This window comes from Microbispora rosea, from assembly GCF_044460045.1.
GTDB lineage: Bacteria > Actinomycetota > Actinomycetes > Streptosporangiales > Streptosporangiaceae > Microbispora > Microbispora rosea.
The window spans coordinates 235,081-251,243 of sequence record NZ_JBITJO010000003.1; the positions used below are offsets into that span (position 1 = coordinate 235,081).

At 71.9% G+C, this 16,163-nt stretch carries 14 protein-coding genes; 11 read left to right on the forward strand and 3 right to left on the reverse strand.

Annotated features, from left to right (window positions below; genetic code table 11):
• The first annotated feature begins 44 nt into the window (after positions 1 to 44).
• Complete coding sequence (locus ACIBK1_RS13500) at positions 45 to 1,175, forward strand: site-2 protease family protein (RefSeq protein WP_363423068.1); 1,131 nt, start codon at positions 45 to 47, stop codon at positions 1,173 to 1,175.
• A 246-nt stretch (positions 1,176 to 1,421) separates the two neighbouring features.
• Positions 1,422 to 2,945 carry an FHA domain-containing protein gene (locus tag ACIBK1_RS13505; protein ID WP_396734733.1) on the forward strand — a complete coding sequence of 508 codons (1,524 nt, stop codon included), beginning with the start codon at positions 1,422 to 1,424 and terminating at the stop codon, positions 2,943 to 2,945.
• A 44-nt stretch (positions 2,946 to 2,989) separates the two neighbouring features.
• Here the strand turns inward: ACIBK1_RS13505 and ACIBK1_RS13510 are convergent, their stop codons facing one another.
• On the reverse strand, positions 2,990 to 3,580 hold the full coding sequence (locus tag ACIBK1_RS13510; RefSeq protein ID WP_030507157.1) for a TetR/AcrR family transcriptional regulator: 591 nt from the start codon (positions 3,578 to 3,580) through the stop codon (positions 2,990 to 2,992).
• 52 nt (positions 3,581 to 3,632) lie between these two features.
• Here ACIBK1_RS13510 and ACIBK1_RS13515 point away from each other — a divergent pair, with 52 nt between their 5' ends.
• Both ACIBK1_RS13515 and ACIBK1_RS13520 read left to right on the forward strand, forming a co-directional pair.
• The gene (locus tag ACIBK1_RS13515) at positions 3,633 to 4,553 is read left to right on the forward strand and encodes a carbohydrate kinase family protein (RefSeq protein WP_030507156.1); all 921 of its coding nucleotides are present in this window, start codon (positions 3,633 to 3,635) and stop codon (positions 4,551 to 4,553) included.
• 57 nt (positions 4,554 to 4,610) lie between these two features.
• The gene (locus tag ACIBK1_RS13520) at positions 4,611 to 5,834 is read left to right on the forward strand and encodes an aminotransferase class III-fold pyridoxal phosphate-dependent enzyme (protein WP_076437476.1); all 1,224 of its coding nucleotides are present in this window, start codon (positions 4,611 to 4,613) and stop codon (positions 5,832 to 5,834) included.
• Positions 5,835 to 5,949: 115 nt separating this feature from the next.
• Here the strand turns inward: ACIBK1_RS13520 and ACIBK1_RS13525 are convergent, their stop codons facing one another.
• Positions 5,950 to 7,062 (reverse strand): GNAT family N-acetyltransferase, encoded by a 1,113-nt coding sequence (locus ACIBK1_RS13525; RefSeq protein ID WP_396734738.1) that lies wholly within the window; start codon positions 7,060 to 7,062, stop codon positions 5,950 to 5,952.
• Positions 7,063 to 7,205: 143 nt separating this feature from the next.
• Between ACIBK1_RS13525 and ACIBK1_RS13530 the strand changes: the two genes are divergently transcribed.
• The 4 genes from ACIBK1_RS13530 to dop all read left to right on the forward strand — a co-directional run bounded on the left by ACIBK1_RS13530 (position 7,206) and on the right by dop (position 13,105).
• The gene (locus ACIBK1_RS13530) at positions 7,206 to 8,069 is read left to right on the forward strand and encodes a tRNA (adenine-N1)-methyltransferase (protein WP_030507153.1); all 864 of its coding nucleotides are present in this window, start codon (positions 7,206 to 7,208) and stop codon (positions 8,067 to 8,069) included.
• 205 nt (positions 8,070 to 8,274) lie between these two features.
• The gene (gene arc, locus ACIBK1_RS13535) at positions 8,275 to 10,038 is read left to right on the forward strand and encodes a proteasome ATPase (RefSeq protein ID WP_030507152.1); all 1,764 of its coding nucleotides are present in this window, start codon (positions 8,275 to 8,277) and stop codon (positions 10,036 to 10,038) included.
• 256 nt (positions 10,039 to 10,294) lie between these two features.
• A complete protein-coding gene (locus ACIBK1_RS13540) occupies positions 10,295 to 11,512 on the forward strand; it encodes an acyltransferase family protein (RefSeq protein WP_396734741.1) in 1,218 nt (405 codons plus the stop codon).
• A gap of 75 nt (positions 11,513 to 11,587) precedes the next feature.
• Positions 11,588 to 13,105 (forward strand): depupylase/deamidase Dop, encoded by a 1,518-nt coding sequence (gene dop, locus ACIBK1_RS13545; protein WP_030507150.1) that lies wholly within the window; start codon positions 11,588 to 11,590, stop codon positions 13,103 to 13,105.
• A gap of 30 nt (positions 13,106 to 13,135) precedes the next feature.
• Here dop and ACIBK1_RS13550 read toward each other — a convergent pair whose 3' ends face one another.
• On the reverse strand, positions 13,136 to 13,621 hold the full coding sequence (locus tag ACIBK1_RS13550; RefSeq protein ID WP_030507149.1) for a hypothetical protein: 486 nt from the start codon (positions 13,619 to 13,621) through the stop codon (positions 13,136 to 13,138).
• Between the two features lie 93 nt (positions 13,622 to 13,714).
• On the opposite strand from ACIBK1_RS13550, the gene ACIBK1_RS13555 reads away from it, so the two are divergent.
• The 3 genes from ACIBK1_RS13555 to ACIBK1_RS13565 are packed head-to-tail and all read left to right on the forward strand — an operon-like array spanning position 13,715 to position 16,137.
• Complete coding sequence (locus ACIBK1_RS13555) at positions 13,715 to 14,407, forward strand: response regulator transcription factor (RefSeq protein ID WP_030507148.1); 693 nt, start codon at positions 13,715 to 13,717, stop codon at positions 14,405 to 14,407.
• Between the two features lie 4 nt (positions 14,408 to 14,411).
• Entirely contained in the window at positions 14,412 to 15,719 is a 1,308-nt protein-coding gene (locus ACIBK1_RS13560) for a sensor histidine kinase (RefSeq protein ID WP_396734745.1), read from the forward strand.
• A 46-nt stretch (positions 15,720 to 15,765) separates the two neighbouring features.
• A complete protein-coding gene (locus ACIBK1_RS13565; protein ID WP_396734748.1) occupies positions 15,766 to 16,137 on the forward strand; it encodes a PepSY domain-containing protein in 372 nt (123 codons plus the stop codon).
• Positions 16,138 to 16,163: the final 26 nt, after the last annotated feature.

Genomic DNA, 16,163 nt, shown 5'->3' on the forward strand with positions numbered 1-16,163 from the left:
TCCGGCACGTAGCATCGAGGGGCGCGGGAGGGGAAGGCGGCCACATGAGCACACCTGTCAAGGAGTCCACCGGACTGCGGATGGGACGGCCCTTCGGCATCCCCGTCTACGTGTCGCCCACCTGGCTCATCGTGGCGGCGTTCATCACGATCAGCTTCCAGCCCCAGTTCGCGGACATGCTGCCGGGATACAGCGAGACCGCGGCGTACGCGGTCGCGCTGGCCTTCGCCGTCCTGCTGTACGTCTCCGTCCTGCTGCACGAACTGGCGCACTGCGTCGTGGCCAAGCACTACGGCCTGCCGGTGCGCCGGATCACCCTCTACATGCTCGGCGGCGTCTCGGAGATCGAGCGCGAGCCGGAGACGGCGGGCCGCGAGTTCAACGTGGCCTTCGCCGGGCCGCTGCTGTCGCTGGGGCTGGCCGGGATCGGGGCCCTCGCGGAGGCGTTCGTCGTGCCGTCGGGCGGCCTGGCGCAGGTGCTCGTGTGGCAGCTGTGGCTGTCGAACCTCATCGTCGGGCTGTTCAACCTGCTGCCCGGCCTGCCGCTCGACGGCGGCCGGATGCTGCGGGCCGCCGTGTGGAAGATCAGGCGCGACGCGGGCACCGGCACGCTGGCCGCCGCGTGGGTCGGCCGCGGCGTCGCGATCGCGGTGGTCGTGGTGCCGCTGCTGATGAACCTGATGGCCGGGCAGGAGCCCGGCATCGGGAGCATGCTCTGGACGGTGGTGCTGGCGTCGTTCATCTGGCTCGGGGCCTCCCAGTCGCTGCGGGTGGCCCGCGTACGGGCCCGGCTGCCACAGCTGCGGGCCCGTACGCTGGCCCGCAGGGCGATCCCGGTCACCGCCGAGGTGCCGCTGTCCGAGGGCCTGCGCCGGGCGCGGGAGGCCGGGGCGGGGGCCATGGTGGTGGTCGACCACGACGGGCGGCCGGTCGGCATCGTCAACGAGGCGGCGGTCAACGCCACTCCCGAGCAGCGCAGGCCGTGGGTGAACGTCGGCGCGCTGTCCCGCGCCCTGGAACCCTCGCTCGTGCTGGGCGTCGACCTGGAGGGGGAGTCCCTGCTGGACGCCATGCGGGAGACCCCCGCGCCGGAATACCTGCTCGTCGAGCGTGGCGGCGAGATCTACGGCGTGCTCGCCACGGCCGACGTCAACCGCATGTTCAGCGGTGTGTGAGACGGTGTGTGAGCCGCCCGCGGAACGGCCCGGCCCGCCGGGGCGTCCCGCGCGCTCGCGCGGCGGGCTCCCGGAGACGGGGGTGCCGCTCGGGGCCGGGGCCGGCCGCCGTCCGGGCGCCCGTCGCATGCTCCCGCAGGCCGGTTCACCGTTCTTTTTTGCTACTTTCTGGGGGGATCGATCCGGCACACGGCGTGCCGGCGATGGTGCCGGTCATCCGGTGGCGTTTCCGGAGGGAGAACTTCTGTGACGGAACAGGGCGTGGGGCTGGTCCGCCCGCTGCCGGGGGAGGGCGTGGTCGCCCATCTGAACGGGTTGCTGCTCGTGTGCGCCACCGGCGGCGACCAGCCGGTAGAGGACCTGCTGTCGGCGCTTAACGAGACCGCCACGACGGGCGGGGACGGCCGGGCGCTGGCCCGGCGGGTGGCCCAGGTCCTCGCGCGCGCCATGGACAGGTCGATCGGCGGGGAGCCGGTGGCCTGCGCGGTCGCCGGGCCCGCAGGGGGCGGGGCGGCCGTGCTGGTCAGCGGGGCCGCGTACGCGACCGTGTCCGGCGGTCCCGACGGTGAGGTCCGACTCGCCGGGCACGACGCGCTGACCTGGACCGATCGTCTCGTCAACGGCCCGGTGTCCCGGGTCGAGCTGCGCCTGCCGGGAGCGGGCCCGTCGAGCCCGTACGCCAGGCTGGACGGCGGTGTGGTCACCGGGGCCGGCCTGGAGTGCGACTTCACCCGGCACGGTGACCTCGCCTTCCCGCCGCTGCCCCCGCGCCCGCCCCAGCCGCAGCAGCAGGGCGTGCAGCCCCCGCCCATCGGCGCTCCTGAGCCGATCGCCCCGCGCGGGCCCGTGGTGCCGTCGACCGTGCCGCCGCCGCCCGTGTCGCCGTTCGCCGGTCCGCTGTCCGGCGGCGGACCGTCGGGGGAGCAGGCGCCGCCGCCCGTCCAGCCGTCGTCGCACGTCTCCCAGCCGCTGCCGTCCCCCCTCCCCGACCCGGGGCCCGCGCACCACTCGGGTCCGCAGCCGCTGCCCCCGCTGCCCGAGCCCGCCGAGGACCGGGGCGGGCCGCACGACCTGAACCCGCCGCACGACCTCAGCCCGCAGCACGATCTCAACCCCCCGTACGACCTCAGCCCTCCGTACGACCCCAATCCTCCGTACGAGCTGGGTGCACCGCATGACCTGGGCGGACCGGACGGCCCGCCGAGCGGACCGTTCGAGCCGGCGCCGCACGCGCTCGCGGACGAGGAGCCGGGCGAGGCGACCCAGATGGACGCGGCGCCCGAGCTGGAGCAGCGGCCGATGGTCTACGGCGTCGACTGCAAGAACGACCACTTCAACGACCCGCGCGCGCCCTACTGCGCGGTCTGCGGCATCCCGATCGACCAGCGGGCCGTGGTGCCGTACAAGGGTCCCCGGCCGCTGCTCGGCGTGCTGCTGCTCGACGACGGCATGGCGCTGCCGCTGGAGGCCGACTACCTGCTGGGCCGCGACCCCGAGCGCGCGCCCGAGGTGCAGTCGGGCGAGGCCAGGCCGGCCAGGGTCACCAGCCCCGACGGCTCGGTGTCGCGCCGCCACCTGCGGGTCTTTTTGGAGAACTGGGACGTCAACCTGCTCGATCTGGGCTCGGTGAACGGCACCCAGATCCAGCCGCCCGGCGACCCCAACTTCTACGACATCCCGCCGAACGAGCCGGTGCCGATCCTGCCCGGCACCACCGTCCGGGTCGGCGTCTCGCGCACGATGCGGTACGAGCCCCACCGCAACGCCTGACGATCTCCGAGGCCGCCGGGACCACGCCGCTCCCGGCGGCCGGATCAGGCGCGCAGCCGGTCGATCTCGCCGAGGATCAGCCGTTCCAGCCGCTCGCCGGTGACGTGCCCGGGATACAGCAGCCGGTGCACGCTCAGTCCGTCCACGAGCGCCAGCAGCCGCTCCGCCACGTCCTCCAGGTCCTCGTCCGTACGGATCTCACCGGCCTCGGCGGCGGACCTGAGCAGGCTCGTCATCACATAGCGGAGCTCGGCGGCCTCACGCCGCTGGACCTCCAGCAGCGCGGGGCTGGTCAGGCTGCGCCCCCAGAAGCCCACCTCCAGCCCGGTCTCCCCGGCCCGCTCGTCGTCGAGCGGCACGTTGTCGAGCAGCAGCTCACGCAGCGCCGCCAGGCCGGTGCGGCCCGACAGCTTCTCCCGCAGCCGGTCGGCGATCCGCCGATGGGACGCCTCCAGGGCAGACAGCAGGATCTCGTCCTTGTCGGCGAAGTAGTGCGTGAGCACCCCGTTGGAGTAGCCGGCCTCCTTGGCGATGGCCCGCGTCGTCGCGGCATCGATGCCCTCGCGCAGGATGATCCGGCGTGCCGCCGCGACGACCTCGCCCCTGCGCTCCTCGTGATTGACGATCTTCGGCATGGCCCACCACCTCGGTTGACATTTTAGTCGGGCGCCCGTCTATTATCCGCTCATGACGGTAGTGACGGTCGGCGTGCATATCGTCGACGTCCTGGCCCGCCCGGTCGAGTCCATCCCGGCCGGTCAGGACACCCACCTGCTTGAGCAGATCCGCATCACCGCGGCCGGCGCCGCCGCCGGCACGGCCGTGACCCTCGCCAAGATCGGCGTGCCGGTCGCCTCGGTGGGCGCCGTCGGCGACGACGAGCTCGGCGACTTCCTCCTGATGATCATGGAGCGGCGCGGCGTCGACGTGAGCGGCGTGGTGCGCAGGCCGGGGGAGCAGACGGCCGCCTCCATCCTGCCCATCCGCCCCGACGGCGGACGGCCGTCGTTCCACGTGCCGGGGGCGAACCTGGGCCTGGCGACCGCCGACCTCGACGCGGACCGCCTCACCGGCGCGAAGGTGGTGCACCTCGGCGGCATGGACGTCACCTGGGGCCTGCACGACCCTGCCTTCTTCGCGCTGCTCGACAAGGCCCGCGAAGGCGGCACGACCGTCACGCTCGACCTGCTGTCGAACATGCCCGACCTCATGCCCGGCGTCCGCGCGTTCCTGCCCCACGTCGACTACCTCCTGCCGAACGAGGAACAGGCGCTCATGCTCAGCGGGGCGGCGACGCCGGAGGAGGCCGCGGCCGCGCTGCTCGCCGAGGGCCCGAAGGGCGTGATCGTCACCCTGGGGGCCGACGGCAGCCTCGTGGCCACCGCCGCCGGAATCACCCGCGTGCCCGCCCTGGACGTGCCGGTGGTCGACACCACGGGCTGCGGCGACGCGTACTGCGCCGGGTTCGCCGCGGGACTGCTGCACGGCCGGGACGTCCTCGGCGCCGCACGCCTCGGCACGGCCGTCGCCGCGCGGGTCGCGGGCGGGCTCGGCTCCGACGCCGGGCTGGACGGCTTCGTCCCCGGCGACGCCGGCCAGGACGCCTGACCTCCGGCTCCACCACCTCCCGACCTCCCCGATTCCCCGATCCCAGGAGTGCCGCCCATGTCCCTCGACGCCTCCCTGCGGGCCCGTGCCGCGAAGGTCATCCCCGGTGGCATGTACGGCCACCTCAACGCGGCCCTGCACGGGGACCGCTACCCCCAGTTCTTCGTCCGGGCCGAGGGCGCCCGGCAGTGGGACGCCGACGGCCGTGAGTACGTCGACCTGATGTGCAGCTGGGGGCCGATGATCGTCGGCCACCGCAACCCGCGGGTGGAGGCCGCCGCCGCCGCGCAGCAGGCGGAAGGGGACTGCCTGAACGGCCCCGGCCCGGTCATGGTGGAGCTCGCCGAACTGCTGGTGGACCTCATCCCCTCCGCCGACTGGGCCATGTTCTCCAAGAACGGCACCGACGCCACCACTCAGGCCCTGATGGTGGCCAGGGCGGCGACGGGCAGGACCAAGGCGCTGGTCGCCCACGGCGCCTACCACGGCGCCGACCCCTGGTGCACGCCCGGCCTGTCCGGGGTCACCCCCAACCAGCGGGCGGACACGATCGAGTTCACCTACAACGACCTCGCGAGCGCCGAGGCCGCCGCCGCCCAGGCGGACGGCGACGTCGCCGCCATCCTCGTCACCCCGTTCAAGCACGACTCCTTCGAGGACCAGGAGGACGCCGACGCGGAGTTCGCCCGGGGCGTGCGGGCGCTGGCCGACCGGATCGGGGCGGCGCTGGTCATCGACGACGTACGCGCCGGGTGGCGGCTGGACCTGCGCGGCTCGTGGGAGCCGCTCGGCGTGCGCCCCGACCTGACGGCCTGGAGCAAGGCGATGGCCAACGGCTTCCCCATCGCGGCGCTCACCGGGACCGACGCGCTGCGCGGTGCGGCCCAGACGCTGTACTCGACCGGCTCCTTCTGGTTCTCCGCCGCGGCCATGGCCGCCGCCAAGGCGACGATCGAGATCCTGCGCGAGACCGACGGCGTCGCGCTCATGCACCGGGCCGGGACCCGGCTGCGCGAGGGCCTCGCCGCCCAGGCGCAGGCGCACGGCTTCGTCGTCCGCCAGACCGGGCCGGTGCAGGTGCCGTGGCTGTCCTTCGAGGGCGACGCCACCCTGGAGAAGGGCATCGCCTGGGCCGGGGCCTGCCTGGAGGAGGGGGTCTACCTCCACCCCTGGCACAACTGGTTCCTGTCGGCCGCGCACACCGACGAGGAGATCGACCGGGCCCTCCAGGGCACCGACGCCGCCTTCGCCAAGTTGCGGGCCGCGTACGGAGCCGACTGAGGGAGCGGCCTTCACCGGCGTGGCCGGGACGCCCTGCGGGCGTGCCGCGCCGCGGACGGCCCGCGCTCGGGTGCCGGGTTCCGGGCGGCGCCCGAGCGCGGCAGGTCCGCCCCGGTCAGGGGCGTGTCCGCGCCCACTGGATGTCGTCCAGCCGGGTGCCTCCGGGGCCGGGCAGCAGCCCCTTGACGAGGTGCTCCCGGACGAAGCCCGCCCGTTCGAGCACGCGGTGGGAGGCCGTGTTGCCGGGGTTGGTCCCGGCGACGATCCGGCGCAGGGGCGTGTTCGCGAACGCCCACTCGACCAGCAGGTCCACCGCCTGTGTGACCAGGCCCCTGCCGCGGAACTCCGGACGGAGACAGTAGCCGAGCATCGCCTGGCCGAGCGGCGGGACGACGCCGGTGAGCTGGATGTCCCCGGCGAACTCGCCGGTCGCCGCGTCCCTGATGGCGATGTCCGCCCGCTGGCCGGTCAGCCACCGGTGGCCGGCGTGCCGGCAGACGACCTCGCAGTCCGCGAACTCCGGCTGCACCGGCGGGACGTGCGAGTCCATCACGTCGGGGACGGACGCCAGCGCGAAATAGTCGGCGGCGTCGGCCGCGGTCAGCGGCGTGAGCCGGACGACGCCGTCGGTGAGCGAGCCGCCCGGGAACCCCCCGGGGAAGAACGGCAGGAAGGGCGGGATCGGGTCGCCGGGGTCGGTGCTCAGCCGCCCGAACAGGGCGACGTCGGCGGAGGCGCCGCCCCGGGGAACGCCGGCCCCGCGCTGCACGCCCTCGGGGGCGAAGCCGCACCGCAGGGCGACCTGCTGGCTCGGGACGTTCTCCACGTCGGCGTGCAGCCCGATCCGCGGGACGCCCCGGGCGAAGGCATGCTCGGCGAGCGTCCGCACGGCGGCCGTGATGACGCCGCGCCCGCGGGCCCACGGCGCGAGCCAGTAACCCACCTCCGTCGCGCCGAACCGGTCCGACGGCTTGAGCCCGGCGGTGCCGAGCACCTCGTCCGTGGCGGCGTCGGCGATGAGGTAGTCGGCGCCCCCGTTCTCCCAGGTGGCGGGCACGGTCTTCGTGATCCACGCCAGCGCGTCGTCCCTCGTGTACGGCGAGGGAACGAAGGGGATGAACTTCGCGATCTCGGGGTCGGAGCAGGCTCGGGCGATCTGGTCGGCGTCCCCCTCGACCGGCAGGCGCAGTACGGCCGGCCCGGTAGGGATCGCCTTTTGGGGCAACATGTCCCATTGTTACCAGCAGCGACACCGCACCGGCCAGGTGTTTTCCCGCCCCCCGCCGCGTTGCCGCCCCCGCCCGTGAAGCACCACTCTGGACACCGCTCCGTCGGGCGAATCTCGTCGGTCGCGGCACTAGCCTTTTCCGCATGGGTTTTCGCAGGCACGGCCCGTTCCAGGCCGGAGATCAGGTCCAGCTCACTGACCCCAAGAACAAGCGGCACACGGTGACGCTGAAAGAGGGCGGCGTCTTCCACACGCACAAGGGGTCGATCCCGCACGACGACCTGATCGGACAGCCCGAGGGGTCCGTGGTGCGGTCCTCCGGCGGCACGGCCTACCTGGCGTTCCGGCACCTGCTCGCCGACTACGCGGTGTCGATGCCGCGCGGCGCCGCGGTGGTCTACCCGAAGGACGCGGCCCAGATCGTCGCCATGGCCGACATCTTCCCGGGCGCCCGGGTGGTCGAGGCCGGCGTGGGGTCCGGCGCGCTCACCTGCTTCCTGCTGCGCGCCGTCGGCGCGGAGGGGAAGGTCACCTCCTATGAGCGGCGCGCGGACTTCGCCGAGGTGGCCACCAAGAACGTGGAGAAGTTCTTCGGCGGCCCGATGGAGCAGTGGCGTCTCGTGGTCGGCGACTTCGTCGACGCGCTGGACGAGGCGGACGTGGACCGCGTCGTCCTCGACATGCTCGCGCCTTGGGAGTGCGTTGACGCGGCGGCGAAGTCCCTTACCCCTGGGGGAGTTATCTGCTGCTACGTTGCGACAACGACCCAGATGTCCAGAACGGTGGAAACCCTGCGGGAGCACGGGAGTTTCACCGAGCCTCACGCGTGGGAGACCCTGGTTCGCGACTGGCATGTCGAAGGTCTCGCCGTACGGCCCGACCACCGGATGGTCGGCCACACGGGATTTCTCGTCACCGCCCGTCGCATGGCGGACGGCGTCACGCCCCCGCCGCGGCGCAGGCGTCCCGCCAAGGGGGCGTACGGAGAGGGGATCGAACAAGTGTGACGATTCAGCCACAACCCGGCAAAGCCACGTGACACGGGAACATTTGGGTGTGTTCCTAATGGTGAACCGAACAATCGGTCCATAAGGTATCAAACGCCGAACACCCAACGTAACTACACGAACACTGCCCGGCCAGGTTACGTACAGCGCCAAGATAGGTAGGGTCTTGAGTAGTCGTTCTCGACGGGGAAGGAGGTGACGGGGCGTGGCAGCTCGCGACGACGCTGAGGCTCGAGCCGCGCAGCGCGAACGGGAGGTCGCGGATCTCACAACACAGGTCTCCTTCCTGCAAGAGGAGATCACCGCGTTGCGCCGGAAGCTGGCCGAGTCTCCCCGGCAGGCCAGGGTCATCGAGGAGCGTCTCCACGAGGCGCAGGCACAGGTGGCCGCCCTCACTAGCCAGAACGAGCGTTTGGTCTCCACCCTCAAGGAGGCCCGCGACCAGATCGTCGCCCTCAAGGAGGAGGTCGACCGGCTGGCACAGCCACCGTCCGGATTCGGTGTTTTCCTCGAGGCCAGGGATGACGGCACGATCGAGGTGTTCACGGGCGGGCGCAAGCTCCGTGTGAACGTGAGTCCGGCGGTCGACGTCGACTCGCTCAAGCGTGGCCAGGAGGTCATGCTGAACGAGGCGCTCAACGTCGTCGAGGCCCTCGGCTACGAGGACGTCGGCGAGATCGTGATGCTCAAGGAGTTGCTGGAGAGCGGCGACCGCGCGCTCGTCATCTCGCACGCCGACGAGGAGCGGGTCGTCAAGCTCGCCCACTCGCTGCTCGACCAGCCGCTGCGGGCCGGCGACAGCCTCCTGCTCGAACCCCGTTCCAACTACGTCTACGAGCGCATCCCCAAGTCGGAGGTGGAGGAGCTCGTCCTCGAAGAGGTCCCCGACATCTCCTACGAGGAGATCGGCGGCCTCGGCCGGCAGATCGAGCAGATCAGGGACGCCATCGAGCTGCCCTACCTGCACGCCGACCTGTTCCGCGAGCACAAGCTCCGGCCGCCGAAGGGCGTGCTGCTGTACGGCCCGCCCGGCTGCGGCAAGACGCTCATCGCCAAGGCGGTGGCCAACTCCCTGGCCAAGCAGGTCGCGGAGAAGACCGGCCAGTCCGGCAAGAGCTTCTTCCTCAACATCAAGGGCCCCGAGCTTCTCAACAAGTACGTCGGCGAGACCGAGCGGCACATCCGCCTGGTCTTCCAGCGGGCGCGTGAGAAGGCCTCCGAGGGCACCCCGGTGATCGTGTTCTTCGACGAGATGGACTCGATCTTCCGCACCCGCGGCTCCGGTGTGTCCTCCGACGTCGAGAACACCATCGTTCCCCAGCTCCTCTCGGAGATCGACGGTGTCGAGGGCCTGGAGAACGTCATCGTCATCGGCGCCTCCAACCGCGAGGACATGATCGACCCGGCGATCCTGCGGCCCGGCCGCCTGGACGTCAAGATCAAGATCGAGCGGCCCGACGCCGAGGCGGCGAAGGACATCTTCTCGAAGTACCTCGTCAGCGAACTGCCGCTGCACCCCGACGACCTGACCGAGCACGGCACCAGCCGCGAGGGCACGATCGCCGCGATGATCCAGCGGGTCGTCGAGCGGATGTACGCCGAGAGCGAGGAGAACCGCTTCCTCGAGGTGACCTACGCCAACGGCGACAAGGAAGTCCTCTACTTCAAGGACTTCAACTCCGGCGCCATGATCCAGAACATCGTGGACCGGGGCAAGAAGATGGCCATCAAGGAGTTCCTCGACACCGGGCAGAAGGGCCTGCGGATCTCGCACCTGCTGGCCGCCTGCGTGGACGAGTTCTCCGAGAACGAGGACCTGCCCAACACCACCAACCCCGACGACTGGGCCCGCATCTCCGGCAAGAAGGGCGAGCGGATCGTCTACATCCGCACCCTCGTGCAGGGCAAGCAGGGCACCGAGGCCGGGCGGTCGATCGACACGGTCGCCAACACCGGTCAGTACCTGTAACACCCCCGGCTCCGGCCGGACCGGTGCCGTCGAGGAGCGGCGCGACCTCGGGTCGCGCCGCTCCTCCGCATTTCCGGGCCCTTCCGGCGTCGGGACGCGGACAGGACGGCAGCAGACGGGGCACAAGTGGCCTTTGATAACGATCGTGCTCCGAGGGAACCGAAACCCCGAGTGATCACGTCAAAGAGGGCATGATCTTCCTTGGCTCGCGCGGTTGACCGCTGTGGGACAGCCTGTGAGACAGCCCGTACGGCCCGTGCGACAGCCCGATCCGGTCTCGGCCGCTCCGGGCACGGTCCCGGCCCCGAGCGCCGCGGCCGCCAAGGGCCGCCGCCTGGTCGAGCTCGACGTCCTGCGTTTCGTGGCCGCGTTCGCCGTCATGTCCTTCCACTTCATGGCGGCCAGCAAATCGCTGTGGGACGAGTACCCGACCAAGCTGTTCGAGCCGGTCGCCCGCCTGACCACGCTGGGCATCCTCGGCGTGGAGCTGTTCTTCCTCATCAGCGGGTTCGTCATCCTGATGAGCGTCTGGGGGCACACGGTCGGCGAGTTCGCCGTCTCCCGGGTGTCGCGGCTGTATCCCGCGTACTGGTTCGCCGTGCTCGTGATCTTCATCATGTACCGCTTCAGCGGGGTCGCCGGGTTCGACCCCAAGCTCGAAGACGGTGAGTATCTGCTCAACCTGACCATGATGCAGGGGGCGTTCGGCGTGGGCCACGCCGGCGGCGTCTTCTGGTCCCTCTGGGTGGAGCTGCGGTTCTACGTCCTCCTGGCGCTGTTCTCCCTCGTCGGGATCACGCTGCGGCGCTGCCTGGTGTTCCTGGCGGCCTGGTGCGGCCTGGCGCTGCTGGCCGAGCTCACCCAGAACGAGACGCTCGTCTTCGTCTTCATGCCGCGGCAGGCGCCGTACTTCATCGCGGGCATGGCCTTCTTCCTGATCCACCGCTTCGGCGCGCGTTCCGGTGCCTTCGTCCCGTGGCTGCTGGTCGCCGCCGGCTACGGGATGTCCCTGTACGCCGCCATGGAGCGCGTGGGGGAGCGGGTGCGCCTGGTCGGGATCAAGCACTACCCGGCGCCCCCGGAGGCCGTCGTCGTCGCGATCACGGTCGTCTACCTCCTGATGGCCGCGGTCGCCCTCGGCTGGCTGCGGTGGGTGCGCTGGCGTCGCCTCGTGACTCTCGGGGCCCTCACGTATCCCCTCTATCTCCTGCACCAGACGGTCTCGGCCGTCGTGATCCCCGCGTACCGGGACGCGGTGGACCCGTGGCTGCTGGTCGCGATGACGATGGCGATCTCGATCGGGCTCGCCTACCTGATCTACCGTATGGTCGACAAGCCTGGTCAGCGCTGGCTTCGTGCCAGGCTGGGGGCCCTGCTCGACCGCTTCCGGCGGTCCCGTCCCCGGGGCCGAGGGGGTACCTCCCGGACTGCGACGACCATTCCGGCGCAAAGTCCCGAGGCATCTGTGCCGTAACTGTTCGGTAGCAGGGCATAGAGAAAGGGCTAGGCTCGGATATGACTACGACGGCCTGAAGCAGGCGGGGTGCGAATGACGGTTCGGCGGGTGATGGGCATCGAGACCGAGTACGGCATCGCCGTGCCCGGTCAACCGGGAGCGAACGCGATGGTGACCTCCTCACAGGTCGTCAACGCGTACCTGGCGGCGTCGGCCGCCCGGGCTCGCCGGGCCCGGTGGGACTTCGAGGAGGAGAACCCGCTCCGCGATGCCCGAGGATTCGACCTGGCCCGTGAGGTGGCCGACCAGAGTCAGCTCACCGACGAGGATCTCGGGCTCGCGAACGTGATCCTCACCAACGGCGCGCGCCTCTACGTGGACCACGCGCACCCGGAGTACTCCACGCCCGAGTGCACCAACCCCCGGGCCGCGGTGATCTGGGACAAGGCGGGCGAGCGGGTGATGTACGACGCCGCGGTGCGGGCGTCGTCCACGCCCGGCAACGCCCCCATCCAGCTCTACAAGAACAACACCGACGCCAAGGGTGCGTCGTACGGCTGCCACGAGAACTACCTCATGCGCCGTGCGACGCCGTTCGCCGACATCGTCAGGCACCTCACGCCGTTCTTCGTGTCGCGCCAGGTCGTCTGCGGCGCGGGCAAGGTCGGCATCGGCCAGGACTCGCGTACCGAAGGCTTCCAGATCAGCCAGCGGGCCGACTTCTTCGAGGTCGAGGTCGGGCTGGAGACCACGCTCAAGCGGCCGATCATCAACACCCGGGACGAGCCGCACGCCGACCCGGAGAAGTACCGGCGGCTGCACGTGATCATCGGCGACGCCAACATGTCGGAAATTTCGACTTATTTGAAGCTGGGCACGACGGCGCTGGTGCTGGCGATGATCGAGGAGGGGTTCCTCACCATCGACCTGACCCCCGAGTCGCCGGTCGCGGCGCTGCGCGCGGTCTCCCACGACCCGACCTGCAAGTACGAGATCGCGTTGCGCAACGGGCGGAAGATGACCGCCGTGCAACTGCAGATGGAATACCTGGAGCAGGCCCGCAAGTACGTCGAGGACCGCTTCGGCGCGGGCGTGGACGACCTCACCAAGGACGTGCTCAACCGCTGGGAGTCGGTGCTCACCCGGCTCGCGGAGGACCCGATGCAGCTGTCCCGGGAGCTCGACTGGGTCGCCAAGCTGGAGATCCTGGAGGGCTACCGCACCCGCGACAACCTGCCGTGGTCGCACCCGCGGCTGCAACTGGTGGACCTGCAGTACTCCGACATCCGCCCCGACCGCGGCCTGTACAACCGGCTGGTCGCCAGGGGCCGCATGCACCGCCTGGTGACCGACGAGGACATCGACCGGGCGGTCGAGCTGCCGCCCACCGACACCCGGGCCTACTTCCGCGGGCGGTGCCTGCGGCAGTACAGCGAGTCGGTCGCCGCCGCCTCCTGGGACTCGGTCATCTTCGACATCCCGGGCCGTGAGTCGCTCCAGCGCGTGCCGACCTTGGAGCCGCTGCGCGGCACCAAGGCGCACGTGGGCGACCTGCTCGACCGGTGCCGTACGGCCGCCGACCTCGTCGCCGCCCTCACCGGCGAGGGCTGACGCGGGACCGGCGCCGGCCGGCGCCCCCGGTCAGTCGTCGTGCCGGGTGATCCGGGGAACCGGCACCCCGCCGGAGCAGCGCACCTCCACCTCGAGCCTGTCCTCGTCCGACTCGAACTTCACCCGGGCCCGGTCGTCCGGCCCCGGGTCGACGTCGTCCACCTCGAAGCCCTGCGCCGGCGTCCACGACTGGAGCCGGACCAGCCCGCCGTCGCATCGGGCGATCACGGTGCCCGCGCTCGTGGAGACGAGCCTGCGCCCGGTCGCGGGCGCGTCGCCCGGCGTTCCTCCGCCGGACGAGTCCACCGGGGCCGGGCCGGTGGTCGCGGCGGCGGGGGAGGGCGGGGCCGCGGTGTCCCGGGCGAGCGCGAGGCGGACCTCCTCGGCCGTCATCGGCCGCTCCGCCGGGCCCGTGAGCGGCCGGCCGAGCAGGCCGAGCACGGCGACGCCCGTGCCGGTGGCGAGGGCGGCGGCCAGCAGCCACCCGGCGACGGCGAGGAGGAGGCGGCTGTTCACGCCGCCACTCTCCCACTCCGAACGCTAAGGGAGGGCTAAGGCCCGGATAACGGGCTTATGCCGCTTCCGCCGGACGGCTACCGTAGCGCTCAAATGCCTAGCGTGCTGCTCATCGAAGACGACGCCCCCATCCGCACCTCCCTCACCCGGAGCCTGCGGGATCGCGGGCATGCCGTCTCCTCCGTCTCCACCGCCCTCGACGGCCTGCGGTCGGTCGTGGAGGACCGCCCCGACCTGATCGTGCTCGACCTCGGCCTGCCCGACATGGACGGCGCCGACCTGCTGCGCATGCTCCGCGCGGTGAGCCGCGTCCCGGTCATCGTCGCCACAGCCAGGGACGGGGAGGCCGACATGGTCCGCCTGCTCGACGCCGGCGCCGACGACTACGTGGTCAAGCCCTACAGCGCCGCGCAGCTCGACGCGCGCATCCGCGCCGTGCTGCGCCGGGTCGACACCGGGCGCGCGGACACCTCCCTGACGGTCGGGACGCTGCGCGTGGACCCGGGCGCCAGGGAGGCGACGCTCGACGGCGCGGCGCTGGACCTGACGCCGCGGGAGTTCGACCTGCTGCACTATCTGGCGGCACGAGCCGGGCAGGTCGTCACCAAGCGCGAGCTGCTCACCGAGGTCTGGCGCATCCCCTATGGGGGCACCGACAAGACGGTCGACGTCCACCTGTCCTGGCTGCGCCGCAAGCTCGGCGAGACCGCCCAGCGGCCGCGCTATCTCCAGACGGTCCGCGGGGTGGGCGTGCGCCTGACCGCGCCGCCCTCGCCCGCGGAATGAGCCGATGAGGCGCTGGCTGGCGGCCCTCGTCGCGGCGACCACGTCGCTGGTCCTGGTCTCACTTCTGGTGCCGCTGGCGTTGCTGGTCCGGTCGGTGGCGCACAGCGAGGCCGTCGCCGCCGCGACCCGGGCCGCCGAGTCCGTCGCCGTGGCCGTGGGCGCGGTGGACGAGGAGACGCTGCGGCTGACCGCCGAGCAGGCGGGCGCGTCGAGCGGGCACCCCGTCACGGTCTTCCTCGCGGACGGCCGCGTGCTCGGGGCCGTGGCGGCCCGCTCCCGCGCCGTCGACCTCGCCGCACGCGGCCGGAGCCTGACCGCGGTCGTGCCGGGCGGCAGGGAGATCCTGGTGGCGGTGCAGGGGGCGCCGGGCGGCACCGCCGTCGTGCGCGCCTTCCTCGCCGACGCCGACCTCGACCGCGGCGTCCACCGGACGTGGCTCGCGCTGCTGATCCTCGGAGTCGCCCTGGTCGGGCTGGGCATCCTCGTCGCCGACCGCCTCGCACGCGCGGTCGTGCGGCCCACCACGGCGCTCGCCCAGGTCTCCCACCGTCTCGCGAAGGGCGACCTGACCGCCAGGGCGACCCCGCAGGGCCCGCCAGAGGTCCGTACGGCCGGCCTGGCCCTCAACCACCTCGCGGGACGCATCTCCGACCTGCTCGCCGAGGAGCGCGAGACGGCGGCGGACGTCTCCCACCGGCTCCGCACTCCTCTGACCGGCCTGCGGCTCGAAGCGGAGTCGCTGGCGGATCCCGGCGAGGCGGCCAGAATGGAGGCCCGCGTGGACGCGCTGGAGCGAGCGGTCACCGCCGTCATCAACGACGTGCGCCGCCGGTCGCGGGAACGGGCCTCCTGCGACGCCGTCGCGGTGGTGCGCGACAGGGTGGAGTTCTGGTCGGTGCTGGCGGAGGACCAGTCCAGGACCTTCTCCCTCGACCTCGCGCCCGGCCCGCTGCCGGTCGCGGCCGCGGCCGAGGACCTGGCCGACTGCGTCGACGCCCTCCTCGGCAACGTCTTCGCGCACACCCCCGACGGGACGTCCTTCCGCGTGCTCCTGGCCCCCGGGCCGGATGACGCGGTGGCTCTGACGGTCTCGGACGCCGGGCCCGGCTTCGGCCCGGGCGACCTGCCGCGACGCGGGGAGAGCGGCGCGGGCTCGACGGGGCTCGGGCTGGACATCGCCCGGCGCGTGGCCGAGGACTCGGGCGGCTCCCTGACCGTCGGCCGATCAGACCCCGGCGGCGCCGAGGTGCGCCTGCTCCTGCGCCTACTCCTGGGCTCGATCCGCGACGGGCAGGGGGAATCCATGCTTTAGGGATCGCTTAGCGCGGCCCTATCATGATCGCTGCGAACCTCGACGCATGAGACACACAACGAAGATCGCTCTCGCCGCCGCCGTCACCGTCACCGCTCTGGCCGCCGGGGGAACCGCCGTCGCCGCCGCGCCCGCCTCTCACTCCTCGACCACCACGGCTGCCGTCTCCCAGGCCGCGGTCACTCAAACCTCCGTCTCCCAGGCCGCGGTCACTCAGTACTCGGTCACCCGGAGCCAGGCGGTCGCGATCGCGAAGAAGCGGGTGCCCGGCGCGCGGGTGACCGAGATCGAACGCGAGTGGGAGCACGGCCACCGGACCTGGAAGGTCGAGCTGCGCAAGGGCCACATGGAGTACAAGGTCTACGTCGCGATCGCGACCGGACGGATCGTCAAGTTCCGCGCCGAGCACGACGACTGACCGCAGGAAGGCAGGGGCGGGCGGCT